This window comes from Curtobacterium sp. Csp2 (genome assembly GCF_013347165.1).
This window is the reverse complement of the sequence record NZ_CP054593.1, coordinates 837,359-853,785: the sequence shown is the minus strand read 5'-3', so window position 1 is coordinate 853,785 and position 16,427 is coordinate 837,359. Positions and strand designations below refer to the sequence as shown.

General features: G+C 72.5%; 17 protein-coding genes. 8 read left to right on the top strand and 9 right to left on the bottom strand.

The features are described from left to right. The first annotated feature begins 224 nt into the window (after positions 1-224). From HUN59_RS04255 to HUN59_RS04245, 3 genes are read left to right on the top strand one after another with little or no spacing between them, the layout of a single operon-like run. Positions 225-707 carry a MarR family winged helix-turn-helix transcriptional regulator gene (locus tag HUN59_RS04255; RefSeq protein ID WP_174779365.1) on the top strand — a complete coding sequence of 161 codons (483 nt, stop codon included), beginning with the start codon at positions 225-227 and terminating at the stop codon, positions 705-707. Between the two features lie 26 nt (positions 708-733). Continuing rightward, positions 734-1,156: an organic hydroperoxide resistance protein gene (locus HUN59_RS04250; protein WP_058729284.1), complete on the top strand. Its 423-nt coding sequence runs from the start codon at positions 734-736 to the stop codon at positions 1,154-1,156. Between the two features lie 27 nt (positions 1,157-1,183). After that, positions 1,184-2,158 carry a zinc-binding dehydrogenase gene (locus HUN59_RS04245; RefSeq protein WP_174779364.1) on the top strand — a complete coding sequence of 325 codons (975 nt, stop codon included), beginning with the start codon at positions 1,184-1,186 and terminating at the stop codon, positions 2,156-2,158. Positions 2,159-2,219: 61 nt separating this feature from the next. Here the strand turns inward: HUN59_RS04245 and HUN59_RS04240 are convergent, their stop codons facing one another. From HUN59_RS04240 to HUN59_RS04220, 5 genes are all read right to left on the bottom strand, one after another. Beyond that, the gene (locus tag HUN59_RS04240; protein WP_174777594.1) at positions 2,220-3,998 is read right to left on the bottom strand and encodes a chloride channel protein; all 1,779 of its coding nucleotides are present in this window, start codon (positions 3,996-3,998) and stop codon (positions 2,220-2,222) included. Between the two features lie 73 nt (positions 3,999-4,071). Next, entirely contained in the window at positions 4,072-4,536 is a 465-nt protein-coding gene (locus HUN59_RS04235) for a MarR family winged helix-turn-helix transcriptional regulator (RefSeq protein ID WP_174777593.1), read from the bottom strand. Positions 4,537-4,556: 20 nt separating this feature from the next. Continuing rightward, on the bottom strand, positions 4,557-5,261 hold the full coding sequence (locus tag HUN59_RS04230; RefSeq protein ID WP_231049394.1) for a DUF4396 domain-containing protein: 705 nt from the start codon (positions 5,259-5,261) through the stop codon (positions 4,557-4,559). 162 nt (positions 5,262-5,423) lie between these two features. Next, positions 5,424-6,881, bottom strand: coding sequence for a sugar porter family MFS transporter (locus tag HUN59_RS04225; RefSeq protein WP_174777592.1), 1,458 nt, complete (start codon positions 6,879-6,881; stop codon positions 5,424-5,426). Between the two features lie 350 nt (positions 6,882-7,231). Further along, positions 7,232-7,735: a hypothetical protein gene (locus HUN59_RS04220; protein ID WP_174777591.1), complete on the bottom strand. Its 504-nt coding sequence runs from the start codon at positions 7,733-7,735 to the stop codon at positions 7,232-7,234. Between the two features lie 111 nt (positions 7,736-7,846). Between HUN59_RS04220 and HUN59_RS04215 the strand changes: the two genes are divergently transcribed. Continuing rightward, positions 7,847-8,752: a LysM peptidoglycan-binding domain-containing protein gene (locus HUN59_RS04215; protein WP_174777590.1), complete on the top strand. Its 906-nt coding sequence runs from the start codon at positions 7,847-7,849 to the stop codon at positions 8,750-8,752. Positions 8,753-8,823: 71 nt separating this feature from the next. Here the strand turns inward: HUN59_RS04215 and pgi are convergent, their stop codons facing one another. The 4 genes from pgi to HUN59_RS04195 all read right to left on the bottom strand — a co-directional run bounded on the left by pgi (position 8,824) and on the right by HUN59_RS04195 (position 13,752). Continuing rightward, entirely contained in the window at positions 8,824-10,530 is a 1,707-nt protein-coding gene (gene pgi / locus HUN59_RS04210; protein WP_058742471.1) for a glucose-6-phosphate isomerase, read from the bottom strand. Between the two features lie 391 nt (positions 10,531-10,921). Beyond that, positions 10,922-13,180 carry a heavy metal translocating P-type ATPase gene (locus HUN59_RS04205; RefSeq protein WP_217483617.1) on the bottom strand — a complete coding sequence of 753 codons (2,259 nt, stop codon included), beginning with the start codon at positions 13,178-13,180 and terminating at the stop codon, positions 10,922-10,924. Then, a complete protein-coding gene (locus HUN59_RS04200) occupies positions 13,177-13,395 on the bottom strand; it encodes a heavy-metal-associated domain-containing protein (protein ID WP_058742469.1) in 219 nt (72 codons plus the stop codon). Before HUN59_RS04200 ends, HUN59_RS04205 begins: the two co-directional genes overlap by 4 nt. A gap of 45 nt (positions 13,396-13,440) precedes the next feature. Next, the gene (locus HUN59_RS04195; RefSeq protein WP_174777589.1) at positions 13,441-13,752 is read right to left on the bottom strand and encodes a metal-sensitive transcriptional regulator; all 312 of its coding nucleotides are present in this window, start codon (positions 13,750-13,752) and stop codon (positions 13,441-13,443) included. A gap of 180 nt (positions 13,753-13,932) precedes the next feature. Here HUN59_RS04195 and HUN59_RS04190 point away from each other — a divergent pair, with 180 nt between their 5' ends. From HUN59_RS04190 to HUN59_RS04175, 4 genes are all read left to right on the top strand, one after another. Continuing rightward, the gene (locus tag HUN59_RS04190) at positions 13,933-15,126 is read left to right on the top strand and encodes a helix-turn-helix transcriptional regulator (protein ID WP_174777588.1); all 1,194 of its coding nucleotides are present in this window, start codon (positions 13,933-13,935) and stop codon (positions 15,124-15,126) included. Positions 15,127-15,288: 162 nt separating this feature from the next. Further along, complete coding sequence (locus HUN59_RS04185; protein WP_114850588.1) at positions 15,289-15,744, top strand: Asp23/Gls24 family envelope stress response protein; 456 nt, start codon at positions 15,289-15,291, stop codon at positions 15,742-15,744. After that, positions 15,737-15,928 (top strand): DUF2273 domain-containing protein, encoded by a 192-nt coding sequence (locus HUN59_RS04180; RefSeq protein ID WP_022902999.1) that lies wholly within the window; start codon positions 15,737-15,739, stop codon positions 15,926-15,928. The genes HUN59_RS04185 and HUN59_RS04180 overlap by 8 nt, the downstream gene beginning before the upstream one ends. Then, the gene (locus tag HUN59_RS04175; RefSeq protein ID WP_114850590.1) at positions 15,925-16,257 is read left to right on the top strand and encodes a hypothetical protein; all 333 of its coding nucleotides are present in this window, start codon (positions 15,925-15,927) and stop codon (positions 16,255-16,257) included. Before HUN59_RS04180 ends, HUN59_RS04175 begins: the two co-directional genes overlap by 4 nt. Positions 16,258-16,427: the final 170 nt, after the last annotated feature.

The following is a 16,427-nucleotide window of genomic DNA, read 5'->3' as shown; positions in this document are numbered from 1 at the left end:
CCCCAAGTATGCCAGGCAACCCAGTTGTGCACAACCCAATTGCGCGCAGTGCTGAGCTGTGGCGGGTCGCGCTTCCGCAAGACGCAACGTGGGCGGGTCCTCGCAGCGACGTTCCGCTGCGAGGAACCGCCCACGTTGCGTCTTGCGGAAGCGCGACCCGCCACAGCTCAGCACTGCGCGCAATTGGGTTGTGCACAACTGGGTTGCCTGGCATACTTGGGGGCATGCCGGTGACCGACGAGATGGTGTGCTTCTCGCTGTACGCGGCGTCCCGGGCCACGACCCAGGCGTACCGTGCGCTGCTCGAGCCCTGGGGCCTGACCTACCCGCAGTACCTCGTCCTCGTGACCCTGTGGATCGAGGGCGACCAGACCGTGTCGAGCCTCGGCGAACACCTGCAGCTCGACTCGGGCACGCTCTCGCCGCTGCTCCGCCGCATGGAGCAGTCCGACCTGGTCCGCCGCGAACGCCGCAGCACCGACGAGCGCGTCGTCACCGTGACCCTCGGCGACAGGGGCCGCTCGATCCGCCCCGAACTCGCGCACGTCCCCGCGCGCATCGCCGCCGGGATGGGACTGCCGGACGAGCAGGCCGCGCTCGAGCTCATCACGAACCTGCAGCTCCTGACGTCCACCATGCACGCCGCCGCCGACGCACCGGCCGACGCGCCCTCGCCCGGCCCCGGGCCTGCGTCGCCGGCCCACTGACCCCCACGAAGGAAGGAAGGACCCACATGGACGTCCTCTACACCGCCGAGGCCCTCGCCACGGGCGAAGGCCGCAACGGCCACGTCGCCACCAGCGACGGCCGCGTCGAGCACGACCTGGCCATCCCGAAGGAGATGGGCGGCTCCGGCAACGGCGCGAACCCCGAGCAGCTCTTCGCCGCCGGCTACGCCGCGTGCTTCCACTCCGCGCTGCAGGGCGTCGCCCGCGCGCAGAAGGTGAAGATCACCGACTCGACCGTCGGCGGCCGCGTGTCCATCGGCCCGAACGGCCAGGGCGGCTACCAGCTCGCCGTCATGCTCGAGGTCGTCATCCCGGACGTCGAGCACGACGTCGCGCAGGCCCTCGCGGACGCCGCACACCAGGTCTGCCCCTACTCGAACGCGACCCGCGGCAACATCGACGTCACCATCGTCGTCTCGGAGGACTGACCCATGACCGACACCACCCCCACCACCATGCGCGCCGTCGTGCACGAGACCTTCGGTGAGCCCGCCGACGTCCTGACCGTCGCCGAGCGCCCGGTCCCGCAGCCCGGCCCCGGCCAGGTGCTCGTCCGCACCGTCCTCTCCCCGATCCACAACCACGACCTGTGGACCATCCGCGGCACCTACGGCTTCAAGCCCGAGCTGCCCGCCGCCAGCGGCACCGAGGCGCTCGGCGTCGTCGAGGCCCTGGGCGAGGGCGTCGACCGCCTGCAGGTCGGCCAGCGCGTCGCCGGCGGCACCTTCGGCGTCTGGGCCGAGTACTACGTGGCCGACGCCGCCGGGCTCGTCCCGGTCCCCGACGCGATGGACGACGAGTCCGCCGCGCAGCTCGTCTCGATGCCGTTCAGCGCGATCAGCCTGCTGCACTCGCTCGACCTGCACGAGGGCGACTGGATCATCCAGAACGCCGCGAACGGCGCCGTCGGCCGCATGGTCGCACAGCTCGGCAAGGCCCGCGGCATCAACGTGATCGGCCTGGTCCGTCGCGCCGAGGGCGTCGAGGAACTCCGCGCCCAGGGCATCGACCGGATCGTCGCCACCGACGCGGACGGCTGGAAGGACCAGGTCGCGGCCATCACCGGCGGCGCCCCGATCGTCGCGGGCGTCGAGTCCGTCGGCGGCAAGGCCGCCGGCGACATCGCCTCGGTGTTGGGCGAGAACGGCACGCTCGTCGTCTTCGGCGCGATGGCCTCCCCCACGCTCGAGATCCCGTCGGGCAAGGTCATCTTCGGCCAGCTCACCGTCAAGGGCTTCTGGGGTGCGGTCGTCAGCAAGACCATGCCCGCCGAGCTCAAGGGCCAGCTCTTCGGCGAGCTCATCACGCGCGTGCTCGACGGCTCGCTGACGCTCCCCGTCTCCGAGACCTTCGTCTTCGAGGACGCCCGTGACGCTGCCCGCGCCAGCGACACCGCTGGTCGCGTCGGCAAGGTCCTCCTGCGCCCGTAGCGGGTCCGGACCACAGAGGGACTGGAGGCCCGTGGCGACACCGCCACGGGCCTCCTCTCCGTCACGGGGTCGGAACCAGGGCCCGCAGCGCGTCCGTGGTGCCCAGCCACCCGACCGGCCGACCGTCGCCGTCCACGACCGGCAGTCCGGTCCCGCCGTCGGCGTCGACGACCCGCTCTACGACGTCGGCGAGCCGCGCGTCGGCCGGGACGGCCTCGACGTCCGCCAGGACGTCCCCGACCACGCGGGTGCCGAAGCCCTCGTCGGCGAGCAGCGCGTCACCGACCGACCGCGCCGTCACCACCCCGGTCAGGCGACCGTCCGCGTCCACGACGACCAGCGCCCCCGCGTCCGCCGCACCGAGCCGGGCGAGTGCCTCGTCCGCGGTCGCCGTGGCGGGCAGCACCGGTCCGAGCGGCCGGACCGCCGCACCGACGGGCACGTCCGACCTGGCACCCTCGGTCGGCAGCGGTGCCGAGTCGGTCAGGTCCACCCCGCGGCGGCTGAGCTTGAGCGTGTAGATCGTGTCGCGGGACAGCACCCGCGAGACCGCGGTGGCGACGACGATCGCGACGAACAGCGGGAGCACGAGGGCGTAGTCACCCGTCAGCTCGAACAACATGATCCCCGCCGTGATCGGCGCCCGCGTCGACCCGGCGAACACCGCACCCATCCCGACGACCGCGAACGCGCCGACCTGGCCGTGCATCCCGGGCGCCACCGACGCCACGACCTCGCCGAAGGCCGCGCCCGTCATCGCGCCGACGAACAGCGACGGCGCGAACACCCCGCCGGAGCCGCCGATGCCGAGCGTCAACGAGGTCGCGAGCACCTTGCCGACCACGAGCACCGCGAGGAAGCCGAGCGCGTACCGACCGGCGACCCCGTCCTCGAGCACCGGGTAGCCGACGCCGTACATCTGCGGCAGCACCAGGAGCAGCGCGCCGAGCAGCAGCCCGCCGACCACGGGCCGCAGCCACTCCGGGCCCCGGGTCGCCCGCCAGGCCACGTCGCAGAGGTCCTCGACCAGGTACAGCACGCGCGTGAAGCCGATGCCGACCGCGCCCGCGAGCAACCCGAGCAGGGCGAACAGCAGGTACTCCGGCGGGGTCACGGCGCCGATCGTGGGCAGGTGCAGGAAGGCCGTGTCCCCGAAGGCCGCGCGACCGATCAGGGCCGCCGTGACGCTCGCGACGGCGACCGCCCCGAACGACGTCGGCGTGAAGTCGCGGAGCAGGAGCTCGAGCGCGAAGAACACCCCGGCGACCGGGGCGTTGAACGTCGCCGAGATGCCCCCGGCCGCGCCGCAGGCCACGAGCGTGCGGAGCCGACCCTCGGGCATCCGCATCCACCGGCCGATCGTCGAGCCGAGTGCCGAACCGATCTGGATGATCGGCCCCTCGCGGCCGACCGAGCCGCCCGACCCGATGCAGATCGCACTCGCGAGGGCCTTGACCACGGCGACGCCGCCACGGATCCGGCCGCCGTTCCGGGCGATGGCGAACATCACCTCGGGGACACCGTGGCCGCGGGCCTCCCGGGCGAAGCGCTGGATGAGCGGTCCGTACAGGAGTCCACCGACGGCCGGGGCGAGGACGACGAACCCGGCGCCGAGCCACGGGACCCAGGGGTTCGGCGGGTGCCCGGTCGTCGCGGCGTAGTCTGCGTGGCCGCTGAACAGGAGCGTCGCGTGCTCGATCAGCCAGCGGAAGACGACGGCGGCGACCCCGGCGCCGGCGCCGACGACGAGTGCGGGGAGGGCGAGGCGGAGCGCGGCGGACCCGAAGCGGGTGCCGGCGAGCCGGACGTGGGCATGGACGGTGGGGAAGCGGGCGGGCACGGTCCTCCGATCAGTTACATGCAAACAATGATTGTACGCATGCAACTGTTGCTCCCCACAAGAGCGGTCGGCGTCAGCCCCCGAAGGCGGAGACCTCCTCGGGCGCCGGCTCCCCCATCGCCCGGCGGAACGCCGCCATGCCCGCGACCGCGACCGCCCGGTCCTGCTCGGGCATCCCCGCGACGATCGCCTCGAGTTCACGACGGCGGCGCTCGGTCACCTCGTCCACCAGGGCGCGCCCGCGGTCGGTGGCGGCGATGCGGACCTCGCGCCGGTTGTCGGTGCCGGGACGCCGCTCGACCCAGCCGCCCGCGACGAGCCGGTCGACGTTCCGGGTCAGGGTCGAGGGGCCGACCGCGAGCCGGTCGGCCAGGTCGCCGGAGCGCGTCGGCCCGAGGGAGACGACGAGGACGATGAGCCGGAACTGCGGCACGGTGACGTCCTCGAGCGCGGGGGCCAGGGACCGGGCGACGACCCCGAGGAGCCCCCGGGAGGCGGCGAGGACCTCGTCGATCCCCTGGACAGCGTGCTCCGACATGCCCTCATCCTGGCAGGCGGTCACATCGCCTCCTTGAGCCCCCACCGCACCAGGAGCGCGTTCACCGGGTAGGAGCACACGAAGCCCGCGACCATGGCCAGCTGCATCGCGACCCAGAACTCGGGCGTCGTCACCGCGAGCCGACCACCGAGGACCGCCGGGAGCACCGCGAACTGCAGCAGCGCCATCACGCCGTACATCCCGACCTGCCACGCCGTGATGCTCAGGGTGTCGGCCTTGAGCGCGGCGACGAGCCCGTCCCGCCACCCGAGCCCGCGCATCGGGGCGATGGCCGCGTACTGGAACGCGATCCCCACCACGAAGGCGATCACGAAGTCGATGATCCAGCCCGCGAAGATCGGGTCCCGGTACAGCGAGCCGAGCCCGACGAGGGTACCGAGTGCCGGGAACGCGACGAGCCCGAACTCCCCCACCAGGTCGCCGAGCGCGCACCCGGCACCGCAGTGGCTCGTGTCGATCGCGGTACCCGCCCAGCGGCCGTGTCCGTCCACGGTCGCCCGGCCGCGGCGCAGGTAGAAGACGAGCCACACGACGCTGCCGAACAGCATCGTGAGCGGCCAGACGAGCGCCATCACCCGCATGTGCGGTGGGTGGCGGACGACGTCGACGGCCACGAACGCGGCACAGCCGACCGCCACGACGAGCAGGACGGCACAGACGGCCGTGAGCGCGGGCGGGAGGTCCGCCACCTGCAGTCCGGTCACCCTGTCCACCCTCCGCGCATGGTTGTACCCGTACAACCGCCGAGCGTACCGACACCGCCGACGTCGGTTCCCGGGCTCGCGTCCCCCGGGTGACCGGCAGACGGACGGGAGGCGCGGTGCCCGCTGGCACCGCGCCTCCCGTCCGTCCCGTGCGCGCGTCCGTCAGCCGCGCACCTGCTTCTTGTCGACCACGAAGATGTTGCCGGTGGTGACGCCCTCCTCGACCTCCTCGAGGGTGCGCCCGCGGCTCTCCGGGACGAACTTCCAGATGAAGAACAGCGCCAGCAGGCCGACGATGCCGAAGCCGAAGAACGTCCCCGTGATCCCGGTGGCGGCGACGATCGTCGGGAAGTACAGCCCGAGGAACGCGTTCGCGATCCAGAGGCAGAACACCGCGATGCCCATGCCGAGCGCCCGGATCTGCGTCGGGAAGATCTCGGACAGGACCACCCAGACGGCGATGTTCAGGAAGGTCTGCATCGAGCCGACGAACGCGACGACCAGGAACAGGATCACCCAGGGGCGTGCCGGGTTGCCATCGGGCAGCGCGACCGAGGCGATGCCGATCAGGAAGTGGCAGACCGTCGTCAGCGTGAAGCCGATGAGGAGCGTGGTGCGACGGTTGATCCGCTCCATGTTCGCGAGGGCGACCACGCCACCGACGACGGCGATCACGCCGGGTGCGATGTTGGCGATGAGTGCCGCCGACGCCTGGAAGCCCGACTCGATCAGCACGGTCTGGCCGTAGTACATGATCGAGTTGATGCCGGTCAGCTGCTGGGCGACACCGAGGCCGGCGCCGATGAGCACGATGCGGATGAGCCACTTGTTGCCGAGCAGGACGCGCCAGCCGCTCTCGCGCTGGACCGTCGCCTCGAACTCGTTCGTCCGCTTGATGTCCTCGAGCTCGGCGACCGCGCGCTCCTCGGAGCGGATCTGCGACAGGACGGCGAGCGCCTCGTCGTTGCGGCCCTTCGACGCCAGCCAGCGGGGCGACTCGGGGACGCGGAGCATGCCGACGAACAGGGCGATCGCGGGGAGCGCGCAGACGGCGAGCATGATGCGCCAGACGCCGTTGCCCTCGCCCCACAGGTTGCCGATGACGGCGTTGACCAGGAAGGCCGCGAGCTGGCCGATCACGATCATCAGCTCGTTGCGACCCGACAGGGATCCGCGGATCTCGTACGGGGCGAGTTCGGCCAGGAACACCGGCACCACGGTCGAGGCGCCGCCCACCGCGAGACCGAGCAGCACACGGCCGACGACGATCACGCCGAAGGTCGGGGCGGCGACGCAGATGAGCGTGCCGAGGAAGAACGTGACGGCCAGGGCGATGATCGTCCCGCGACGCCCCCACCCGTCGGCGATCCGGCCGCCGAGCATCGCGCCGATCGCGGCGCCGAACAGCAGGGAGCTGGTGACGACACCCTCGGTGAGGTTCGTCAGCCCGAGCTCCTGCTTCATGGGCAGCAGAGCACCGTTGATCACGCCGGTGTCGTAGCCGAACAGCAGGCCGCCGAACGTGGCGACGAGGGCCAGGACGCCGAGGCGGCGACGGTGCGGGCCGGTGCCCACCGGGGGCAGTGCGACCTTCGGTGCGGTCGGCTTGATGTCGACCATGCGGTGACTCCTTCGTCGGGTGATCGCGCGTCTTCGCGTGGGACCGATGGTAGCCCCGATCCATGTCCTGTCAATCACACATTAAGCCAATCTGACGTTTGGATCGCTCCACGAAAGCCCCGATCAGCGCGGGAGCGTTCGAATCACCCGGGCGCGCACCACGGCCGGCGGGTGGTCGGTCGGTCGGCGGCCGACCGATCTGGCCGGAACGTTCGGCACAACCGGAAGCACGTCGCGCCACGGAAGCCCGTGGCGCGAGCTGCTTCCGGTTGTGCGGAGTCACAACGCACCTCGGTCCAGTCGAGACGCACGGCACCGCACAGCCGTGACCGTCACCGCGCCACGGCGCGCTACTCGGCTGCCGTCGCCCCGTCGCCCAGGACGTCCCCGAGCGAGGCCATGCCCGCTCCGTGGTCCGTGTACCGCCGCACCGTCCGACGGGCCGCGGCACTCGCAGCCCCCGCGAGCGCCGGGTTCCGCCGTGCGGCGTCCGCCACCCGTCCCGCGTGCCCGGCGGTGGACAGCAGGACGTTCGCGAGCGCCCGGGCGTCGCCGGACTCCGGGACGCCGGTGACGGCCCACGCGCTCCGGAGCTGGTCGTCCGGTGTGACCCCGCGGCGGGTGCCCATCCGGTGCCAGTCGGACAGGGCGCCCTCGGTCCGCGAGGCCGCGCGCTCGACCTCTCCCGCGCGACGGCGCTCGACCGACCGCGCAGCGTCGGCGGCGTCCGACCCAGGCTCCCGACCGGCGACCGCCTCGGCACGCTGTCGGGCGTCGGTGGCGTCCCCGCCGGCGGCCGCGACCCGTGCGGCGTGGGCGGCTGCGGCGGCGGCGAGGATCTCGTGGCGGTCCATGCCCTCGACGGTAGCCGCTCCGACCGACAGCATGGGTCCGGCGACACATCCGTGCACCTCGGACTCGTGCAGTCGCGAGCGGCTCGGTACGCTCGGACCCGAGGGGGAATCATGAACCGAACGGCCGCGATCAGCGTCGCCGCACTGACCCTGGTCGCACTGTCCGGCTGCTCGCTGTTGCGCGGGTCCGACGGAGCGCTCCCGGTGCCCTCGGACCCGGCGACGGCGTCTGCCACCGCGACCCCCACGCCGTCCGCGACCGCCGACGGCACGTCCGACGCCGAGCGACTGGCCGCCTCCGCCACCCCGCGCGTGCCGACCCCCGCCCCGACCGAGGCCGCGGCGCCCGACCCCGAGCTCACACCGATCCCGGCCGGGACCGTGCTCACCGAGGCCGACGTCGCATCGCCCAAGGGCAGCATCCACTTCCACCTCCGGGTCGTGGCCGACGGCGACGACACCTTCACGGCGCAGTACACGGGCTTCACCTCGACGCTGCCGGTGCCCGTGGGGGTCGGGTTCTTCGAGAAGTCACGGCAGGTCGGTGACGCCCTGACGTACCACGGCGTCGGGGACCACGTCCTCGGCGGACCGACGTCCGGGCCGCAGTCGGTCGACGTCCCGCTGGACGGCTCCGGCGTCGACCCGTCCGGGCTCACCGAGCTCGTCGTCGCCTCGGCCGCCGCGCAGGGGCAGGACGTCCCCGTCGAGATCGCACTCGACAAGGTGCTCGCCGTCTCCACGGTGCGGTGGTCCGTGCCCGCTCGGCAGACGAACGTGCACCCGGTGGACGGCGGCGTGCGGGCGAACGCCTCGGGTCCGGTCACGGCGACGACGGCGTCCGGAGCGCCGAAGGCCTACACGGTGCGGTCCGGCGACCTCATCGCGGACGTCGCGCTCCGGTTCGGGATCACCTTGAAGGACCTCGTCTGGCTGAACCAGGGGCTGCAGGTCTTCGGTGACGACCAGGAGCTCTACCAGGACACGTCGCTGAACCTCGACCCGCTCGGTCGCTGACCCCGGCAGACGGACGGGAGGCGCGTGGCGGACGCGCCACGCGCCTCCCGTCCGTCTCGGGGTGACGCGGTCTAGCCGCGCAGCTCCAGGTACTTCGCGATGAGCGCCTTGGTCGACGAGTCCTGCGCGTCGAGCGCGGACTGGTCGCCGTCGACCGCCGGGGCGATCTGCAGCGCGAGCTGCTTACCGAGCTCCACGCCCCACTGGTCGAACGAGTCGATGCCCCAGATGGTGCCCTCGGTGAACACGATGTGCTCGTACAGCGCGATGAGCTGGCCGAGGACGCTCGGGGTGAGCTCCGGCGCGAGGATCGACGTCGACGGCTTGTTGCCCGTGAAGGTGCGGGCCGCGACGATCCCCTCGTCCGTGGTGCCCTCGGCGCGGACCTCGTCGGCGGTCTTGCCGAACGCGAGCGCCTTCGTCTGCGCGAAGAAGTTCGCGAGGAACAGGGCGTGCACGTCCTGGCCCGGCTGCACGGCCTTCCCGTCGCCGGACTCGTCCTTGAGCGGACGGGCCGGCTTCGCGACCGTGATGAAGTCCGCCGGGATCAGGCGCGTGCCCTGGTGGATGAGCTGGTAGAACGCGTGCTGGCCGTTCGTGCCGGGCTCGCCCCAGAAGACCTCGCCGGTGTCCGTCGTGACCGGGCTGCCGTCCCAGCGGACGCGCTTGCCGTTCGACTCCATCGTGAGCTGCTGCAGGTACGCGGCGAAGCGGTGCAGGTACTGCGTGTACGGCAGGACCGCGTGGCTCTGGGCGCCGAGGAAGTTCGTGTACCAGACGTTGAGCAGGCCCATCAGGACGGGGACGTTCTGCTCGAGCGGGGTGGTCCGGACGTGCTCGTCGATCGCGTGGAACCCGGCGAGGAACTGCTCCCAGTTCTCCTTGCCGATGGCGATCACGACCGAGGTCCCGATGGCGGAGTCGACCGAGTAGCGGCCGCCCACCCAGTCCCAGAAGCCGAAGGCGTTCTCCGGGTCGATGCCGAACGCGGCGACCTTGTCGAGCGCGGTCGACACGGCGACGAAGTGCTTCGCGACGGCGTTCGACTTCTCGTCCTCGGACGCGTCGGTGAGGCCGAGCCGCTCCCAGAGCCACTGGCGCGCCAGGCGGGCGTTCGTCAGGGTCTCGAGGGTGCCGAAGGTCTTCGACGCGACGATGAAGAGCGTGGTCTCGGGGTCGAGGTCCGCGGTCTTCTCGTAGATGTCGGCGGGGTCGATGTTCGAGACGAAGCGCGCCTCGAGCCCGGGCTGCACGTACGGCTTCAGGGCCTCGTAGACCATGACCGGCCCGAGGTCCGAGCCGCCGATGCCGATGTTCACGACGGTCTCGATGCGCTTGCCCGAGACGCCGGTCCAGGCGCCGGAGCGGACCTGCTCGGCGAACGCGTAGACCTTGTCGAGGGTGGCGTGCACGTCGGCGTCGACGTCCTGGCCGTCCACGACGAGCGCCGGCTCGATGCCCTTCGGACGACGGAGCGCGGTGTGCAGGACGGCGCGGTCCTCGGTCACGTTGATGTGCTCGCCGGCGAGCATCGCACGGAAACGCTCGGCGACCTTCGTGTCCTTCGCGACCTCGAGCAGCGCGTCGAGGATCTCGGGCGTCACGAGGCCCTTGGACAGGTCGACGGTCAGGTCGGCGGCCTGGAACGTGTACTGCTCGGCACGACCGGGGTCGCTGTCGAACCAACCGCGCAGGTCGGGGGTGAAGCCGTCGGCGATGCCGGCGAGCTTCTTCCAGCCGTCGGTCGACGTGGGGTCGACGGGAGCAGATTCGGTCACTTCGGTCCTCCTGGGATCGCGTTCGATCAATCGAGCCCGCGGGTCACCGCAGCGCTGCGTCGCGGACCACGTCCGAGCGTAGTGCCGTCGGTACAGGCGCGCGCACAGCGGCCGTTCCGCTCGTGGCGGACCGTTCCGCGCACGGGTGACCGTTCCGCGCATCGGGTGCCGGACCTTCCGTCCTCCGACGCGCGGTCCTGCATCCCACGTCACGTGCGATGGGCAGGAACCGTCGGACGGGAGGCACGACCAGCGTCCGCCGCGCGCGTCACGCGCGCAGCGCCTCCAGGACGTCCGCGACCGGTCCCGCGGGAGCCGACCGCCAGGCGCGACCAGCCCGGCCGTGGAGCCGCGCACCGCGCGCGACCGCCCACACCCGGAGTCGCTGCGGTCAGGACCGAGCGGCGAACCGGCGGAGCCGCAGGCTGTTCGTCACGACGAAGACCGACGAGAACGCCATCGCCGCACCGGCCAGCACCGGGTTGAGCAGCCCCGCCATCGCGAGCGGGATCGCCGCGACGTTGTACGCGAACGCCCAGAACAGGTTGCCCCGGATCGTCCGCAGCGTCGCCCGAGCGAGCCGGACCGCGTCGGCGACGACGGTCAATCGGCCGCTCACCACCGTGATGTCGCTCGCCGCGATGGCTGCGTCGGTGCCGGCGCCCATCGCGATCCCGAGGTCGGCCGCCACCAGGGCCGCCGCGTCGTTCACGCCGTCGCCGACCATCGCCACGGTCCGCCCATCGGCCTGCAACCGCCGGACGGTCTCGAGCTTCGACGCCGGTGTGGCCCGGGCGTGCACCTCGTCGATGCCGACCTGCTCGGCGACCGCACGGGCGGCACCCGCGTTGTCGCCGGTCAGCAGGACCGGGCGGAGCCCGAGCTCCCGGAAGCGCCGGACCGCGTCGGCGGCCTCGGGCTTGACGGTGTCGCCGACCACGACGACTCCGAGGGCGGCGCCACCGCGGGCGACCACGACCGCGGTGCCGCCGGCGGTCTCGGCTGTGGACACGGCGGCGGCGAGGTCGTCGGGGAGCGCGACCGCCCAGTCCGACGTCAGCCAGGACACCGTGCCGACGAGCACGACCTCGGCGGCGTCCCCGGTCTCGACGAGCGCCTGCACGCCGGCACCGGGGACCGCGCGGAAGTCCACCGCGCGGGGCACGTCGAGCCCCCGGACGCGTGCCGCCTCGACCACGGCGCGTCCGACCGGGTGCTCGGACCCGTCCTCGACGGACGCCGCGAGCGCGAGCACCGTGGCGGCGTCGGCCGACGCGACGGCCCGCACGTCCCGGACCGTCATCTCGCCGGTCGTCACGGTGCCGGTCTTGTCGAGCACGATCGTGTCGACCGTCCGGGTCCGCTCGAGTGCCTGCGGTCCACCGATCAGGATGCCGAGCTGCGACCCCCGACCGGTCCCGACGAGCAGTGCCGTCGGGGTCGCGAGCCCGAGGGCGCACGGGCAGGCGATGATGAGCGTCGCGACGGCCGCGGTGAACGCCGCCGTCACCGAGCCGCCCGCGACGAGCCACCCGACGAACGCGACGACGGCGAGTCCGATGACGACGGGCACGAACACGGCGGAGACCCGGTCAGCCAGGCGCTGCACCGCGGCCTTGCCGGTCTGCGCGTCCTCGACGAGCTTGCCCATCCGCGCGAGCTCGGTGTCGGCGCCGACCGCGGTGACCTCGACCACGAGCCGACCGCCCACGTTGACGGTCGCCCCGGTCACCCGGTCGCCCGGCCGGACCTCGACGGGGACGGACTCGCCGGTGAGCATGCCGAGGTCGACCGCCGAGGAGCCGTCCCGGACGACGCCGTCGCTCGGGATCCGCTCCCCCGGTCGGACGACCACGACGTCGCCGACGACGAGCGAGGCGGTCGGGACCCGCTGCTCGACCGGGCCACCGGGACCGTCGCGGAGCACCGAGGCGTCCTTCGCTCCGAGGGCGAGCAGGGCACGCAGCGCTTCGCCCGAGCGCTGCTTGGCCCGGGCCTCCATGTACCGCCCGGCGAGGATGAAGACGGTCACGGCCGCCGCGACCTCGAGGTACAGGTCGCTCGCCTCGGGGTCGGTCGCGAACCACGAGAACGCCATGTGCATCCCCGGCCGCCCGGCGTCGCCGAGGAACAGCGCGTACAGCGACCAGAGGAACGCCGCGCCCACCCCGACGCTGACCAGGGTGTCCATGGTCGCCGCACCGTGCCGCGCGTTCGTCCACGCCGCACGGTGGAAGGGCAGGGCACCCCACACCGCGACGGGAGCCGCGAGGGCGAGCGCTGCCCACTGCCAGTTCGGGAACTGCAGCACGGGCACCATCGAGAGCAGCACGACGGGCACCGCGAGCGCCGCGGACACGAGGAGTCGCTGCCGCAGGGCCGCGGTCGGATCAGCGGGCGGGGCCTCGCCGTCCGACTCGGGTGCCGCCTGCGCGTGCACGGTCGCGCCGTACCCGGCGGCCTCGACCGCGGCGATGAGGGCGGCGGTGTCCGCCGCGTCCGGGCCGGCGACCTCGACCTGCGCCTGTTCCGTGGCGTAGTTCACCGTCGCCGTGACCCCCGGGAGCTTGCCGAGCTTGCGCTCGATCCGGTTCGCGCACGAGGCGCAGGTCATGCCGGTGATGTCGAGCTCGACGACCCCGTCACTCACCGTGCCACGACCTCGTAGCCCGCCTCGGCGACGGCGGCGCGCAGGGCCGCGGGGTCGAGCGGACGGTCGGAGGTGACGGTCACGGCCGAGGAGCCGCCCGGCACGAGCTCGACCGCGACGTCGGTGACGCCCTCGAGTTCGGACACCTCCTCGGTGACGCTCGCCACGCAGTGCTCGCAGGTCATGCCGGTGACGGCGAGGGTCTCGGTGCTCATGGGGTTCCTTCCGGTCGGTGCATCAGGGATCGTCAGCAGGGGTGGTCAGGAGCGCACGAGGCGGGCGATCGCGTCGCTCGCCTCGCGCACCTTGGCGTCGGCGGCGTCGCCGCCCTCGGCGACCGCCTCGGCGACGCAGTGCCGCAGGTGGTCCTCGAGCAGCGACAGCGCCACGCGCTCGAGCGCGCGGTTGGCCGCGGAGATCTGGGTGAGGACGTCGATGCAGTACGTCTCGTCCTCGACCATGCGCGCGATGCCGCGCACCTGCCCCTCCGCGCGGCGGAGCCGCTTGAGCAGGTCGTCCTTGTCGTCGATGTACCCGACGTGCGCGTGGTCGTGCATGCTGTCCTCCGGCATGGGCAACATGGTACCCCCCTGGGGTATTCCGCGTGCGGTTTGCGCAGGTGCTGCGGATCGGCCGGGAGGCACGTGGCGGGCCCGCCACGTGCCTCCCGGCCGGGGGTGTCCGGGCCTGTCTGCGGTCCGCGATCCGTAGTCGTCAGCGCGGTTCCCGGACAGTGCTGTCATGATGCGCGGGTGAGCACCTCGTCGACGAACGGATTCCGCCGACTGCGGTTCACCGACGGCGACGGCACCTCGTACGAGCGGATCTTCTCCGCGGAGTACAACGGTCGTGACCTCGGGACGGACACCTTCGTGACCGAGGGGACCCACTACGAGTACACGATCGTGGGCGACGACGACCTCACGCTGCGGACCATGCGCTCCGAGGGCGGACGGCGGGGCGGCGTCATCGGGCCACGCGACGACCACGTCGTGTTCTGGCTCACCAAGGGCCTGCTCGAGATGCACTTCGCGGACCGGTCCCGGGTCATCGAGCCGGGGAGCGCCTACATCGCCTCGGCATCCGAGGCCTACCGGTTCGAGTCGGCGGACACCGTCTACAACGGCCTGCACCTGTCCGACGCCTTCCTGCGGTCCGTCGGCGACGAGCTCGGCTACCGGCTGCCGCCCGGGCCGCTCCTGTTCGACCAGCAGGACGAGGCCGTCGCGCAGCGTGAACCACTGCGGCGGCTCGTGCAGGACCTCGCGCCGGCGCTCCTCGACGACCGCGTGGTCGGCCCGATGCGCACGGCGCTCAACCGACGGCTGGCGACCGTCGTCCTCGACACCTTCCCGGTGCGGAACCGCGGGGACGACGTCCCCGTCGCGAACCGGCTGCGGGACGCGATCCGGTACGTCGAGGCCCACGCGGCCGACCGCCCCTCGGTGCCCGAGATCGCCGCCGCGTGCGGCCTGAGCCAGCGCGGACTGCAGGACGTCTTCGCGCGCACCCTCGGGACGACGCCGAACCGGTTCCTCCGCGACCACCGCCTGGACTGCGTCCGCCGGGCACTCCTGCACGCCGCCGGCGACGACGGCGTGACCCCGATCGCGCGGCAGTGGGGCTTCACGAACCCGGGGCGCTTCGCTGCGGCGTACCGGGAGCGCTTCGGCGAGGACCCGGCCGCGACCCTGCGGGCGTCGCGCGCGGCGCAGCCCGAGACGGGCCGGTCGTCCTGGCGGGTGCGACGGGCCGTGGCGCACATCGAACGGCACGTCGACGCCGAGTTGACGGTCGAGCAGATCGCCGAGGCCGCCGGTGTGCGACCGCGCCGGCTGCAGCAGCTCTTCCAGGAGGAGTGCGGGCAGTCCCCCATGGCGTACGTGCGCGCCCTCCGCTCCGCTGCACGGCGCAACACCCGGGCCGGAATCGGCGGCCGGGCCTGAGCCTCCGCTCACGGGGTACAACGAGAACCGCCGTTCTGGCGTCCTGGCTGGAAGTTCTCTGGAACCGCCGAACCGAGCGTGACGAACCTCGGTGGCAGTCCGTCCCACTCGTGAACAGCATCCGCTGGGATCGCCCGGCGGACACCTCGGAAGGAGCAACCAATGGCTGACACCACGAACACCACCCCCGCCACCACCGCCGCTCGCGCGACCGGCTCGCACGCCTCGGGTTCGACCTCGGGCAAGACCACGATCGACGACACCGTCGTCTCGAAGGTCGCCGGCATCGCCGCCCGCGAGGTCAACGGCGTGCACTCGCTCGGCAACGGCGCGGCCCGTGCGATCGGCGCCCTGCGCGACGCGATCGGCCAGCGCGACTACGGCCAGGGCGTCAAGGTCGAGGTCGGCGAGAAGCAGGTCGCCGCCGACGTGGTCATCGTCGCCGAGTACCCCGTGTCGCTGCAGCAGGTCGCCGACGGCGTCCGCTCCTCGGTCGCCCGTGCCCTCACGCAGATCGTCGGCATGGAGGTCGCGGAGGTCAACGTGACCGTCCAGGACGTCCACATCCCGGGTGACGACGACGACAACGAGGACAAGAAGGAGTCGCGCGTTGAGTAACACACTCGTCGGCGCCCTGATCGGCGCCATCCTGGCCGTCGTGGCCCTGCAGTTCGGTTTCTGGGGCTTCGTCCTGGTGATCGTGTTCGGTGCGATCGGTGCCCTCGTGGCCGCGATCAGCTCGGGCAAGATCGACCGCGGCGCCCTGACCGACGTGCTGACCGGACGCCGGAGCTCCCGGTGAACGCCGGCCCGGAGGGCCTCGCCCAGAGCTCCGTCCCGGGCCGCGTCGAGATCACCGCTCGTGCACTGACCGCCCTCGCCCGGGCAGTCGCAGCCGAACGGCTCGGCGCTCCCGCGAAGCGAGTCCGTGTCGGACTCGGTGACCACGCCGGCGCCCTGGCGCTGGACGTCACCGGCCCCATCCGCGCCCAGGCGGACGTCCTCGGAGCGGCTTCGGCCGCCGCCGAGCGGGTCCGCTCGCGGGTGTCGGAGTTGTCGGGGCGGCAGGTGGGCAGTGCCCACATCGAACTGACCGGGATCGTGCGTGAGCACGAGGACCGGGTCCGGTAAAGGGGAGACACTGATGAGCAGCACTTCTTCGCTCGAGCGGCGCCTGCGCCGTCGGAGCGTGCACCGGTCCCGGTCCACCGCGGTCGCGATCACCCTGATCGTCACCGCCCTGGTCGCGGCGTGGATCGGCGTCGAAGCGGTCCTGAAGGCCATCGGCCAGCAGCGGGGGC

What these genes read in the sequence shown, in the direction of transcription:
- HUN59_RS04255 (WP_174779365.1), top strand. Translation starts at nt 225, where the DNA reads ATGCCGGTGACCGACGAGATGGTGTGCTTCTCGCTGTACGCGGCGTCC.
- HUN59_RS04250 (WP_058729284.1), top strand. Translation starts at nt 734, where the DNA reads ATGGACGTCCTCTACACCGCCGAGGCCCTCGCCACGGGCGAAGGCCGC.
- HUN59_RS04245 (WP_174779364.1), top strand. Translation starts at nt 1,184, where the DNA reads ATGCGCGCCGTCGTGCACGAGACCTTCGGTGAGCCCGCCGACGTCCTG.
- HUN59_RS04235 (WP_174777593.1), bottom strand. Translation starts at nt 4,536, where the DNA reads ATGTCGGAGCACGCTGTCCAGGGGATCGACGAGGTCCTCGCCGCCTCC.
- HUN59_RS04225 (WP_174777592.1), bottom strand. Translation starts at nt 6,881, where the DNA reads ATGGTCGACATCAAGCCGACCGCACCGAAGGTCGCACTGCCCCCGGTG.
- HUN59_RS04220 (WP_174777591.1), bottom strand. Translation starts at nt 7,735, where the DNA reads ATGGACCGCCACGAGATCCTCGCCGCCGCCGCAGCCGCCCACGCCGCA.
- HUN59_RS04215 (WP_174777590.1), top strand. Translation starts at nt 7,847, where the DNA reads ATGAACCGAACGGCCGCGATCAGCGTCGCCGCACTGACCCTGGTCGCA.
- HUN59_RS04200 (WP_058742469.1), bottom strand. Translation starts at nt 13,395, where the DNA reads ATGAGCACCGAGACCCTCGCCGTCACCGGCATGACCTGCGAGCACTGC.
- HUN59_RS04195 (WP_174777589.1), bottom strand. Translation starts at nt 13,752, where the DNA reads ATGCCGGAGGACAGCATGCACGACCACGCGCACGTCGGGTACATCGAC.
- HUN59_RS04185 (WP_114850588.1), top strand. Translation starts at nt 15,289, where the DNA reads ATGGCTGACACCACGAACACCACCCCCGCCACCACCGCCGCTCGCGCG.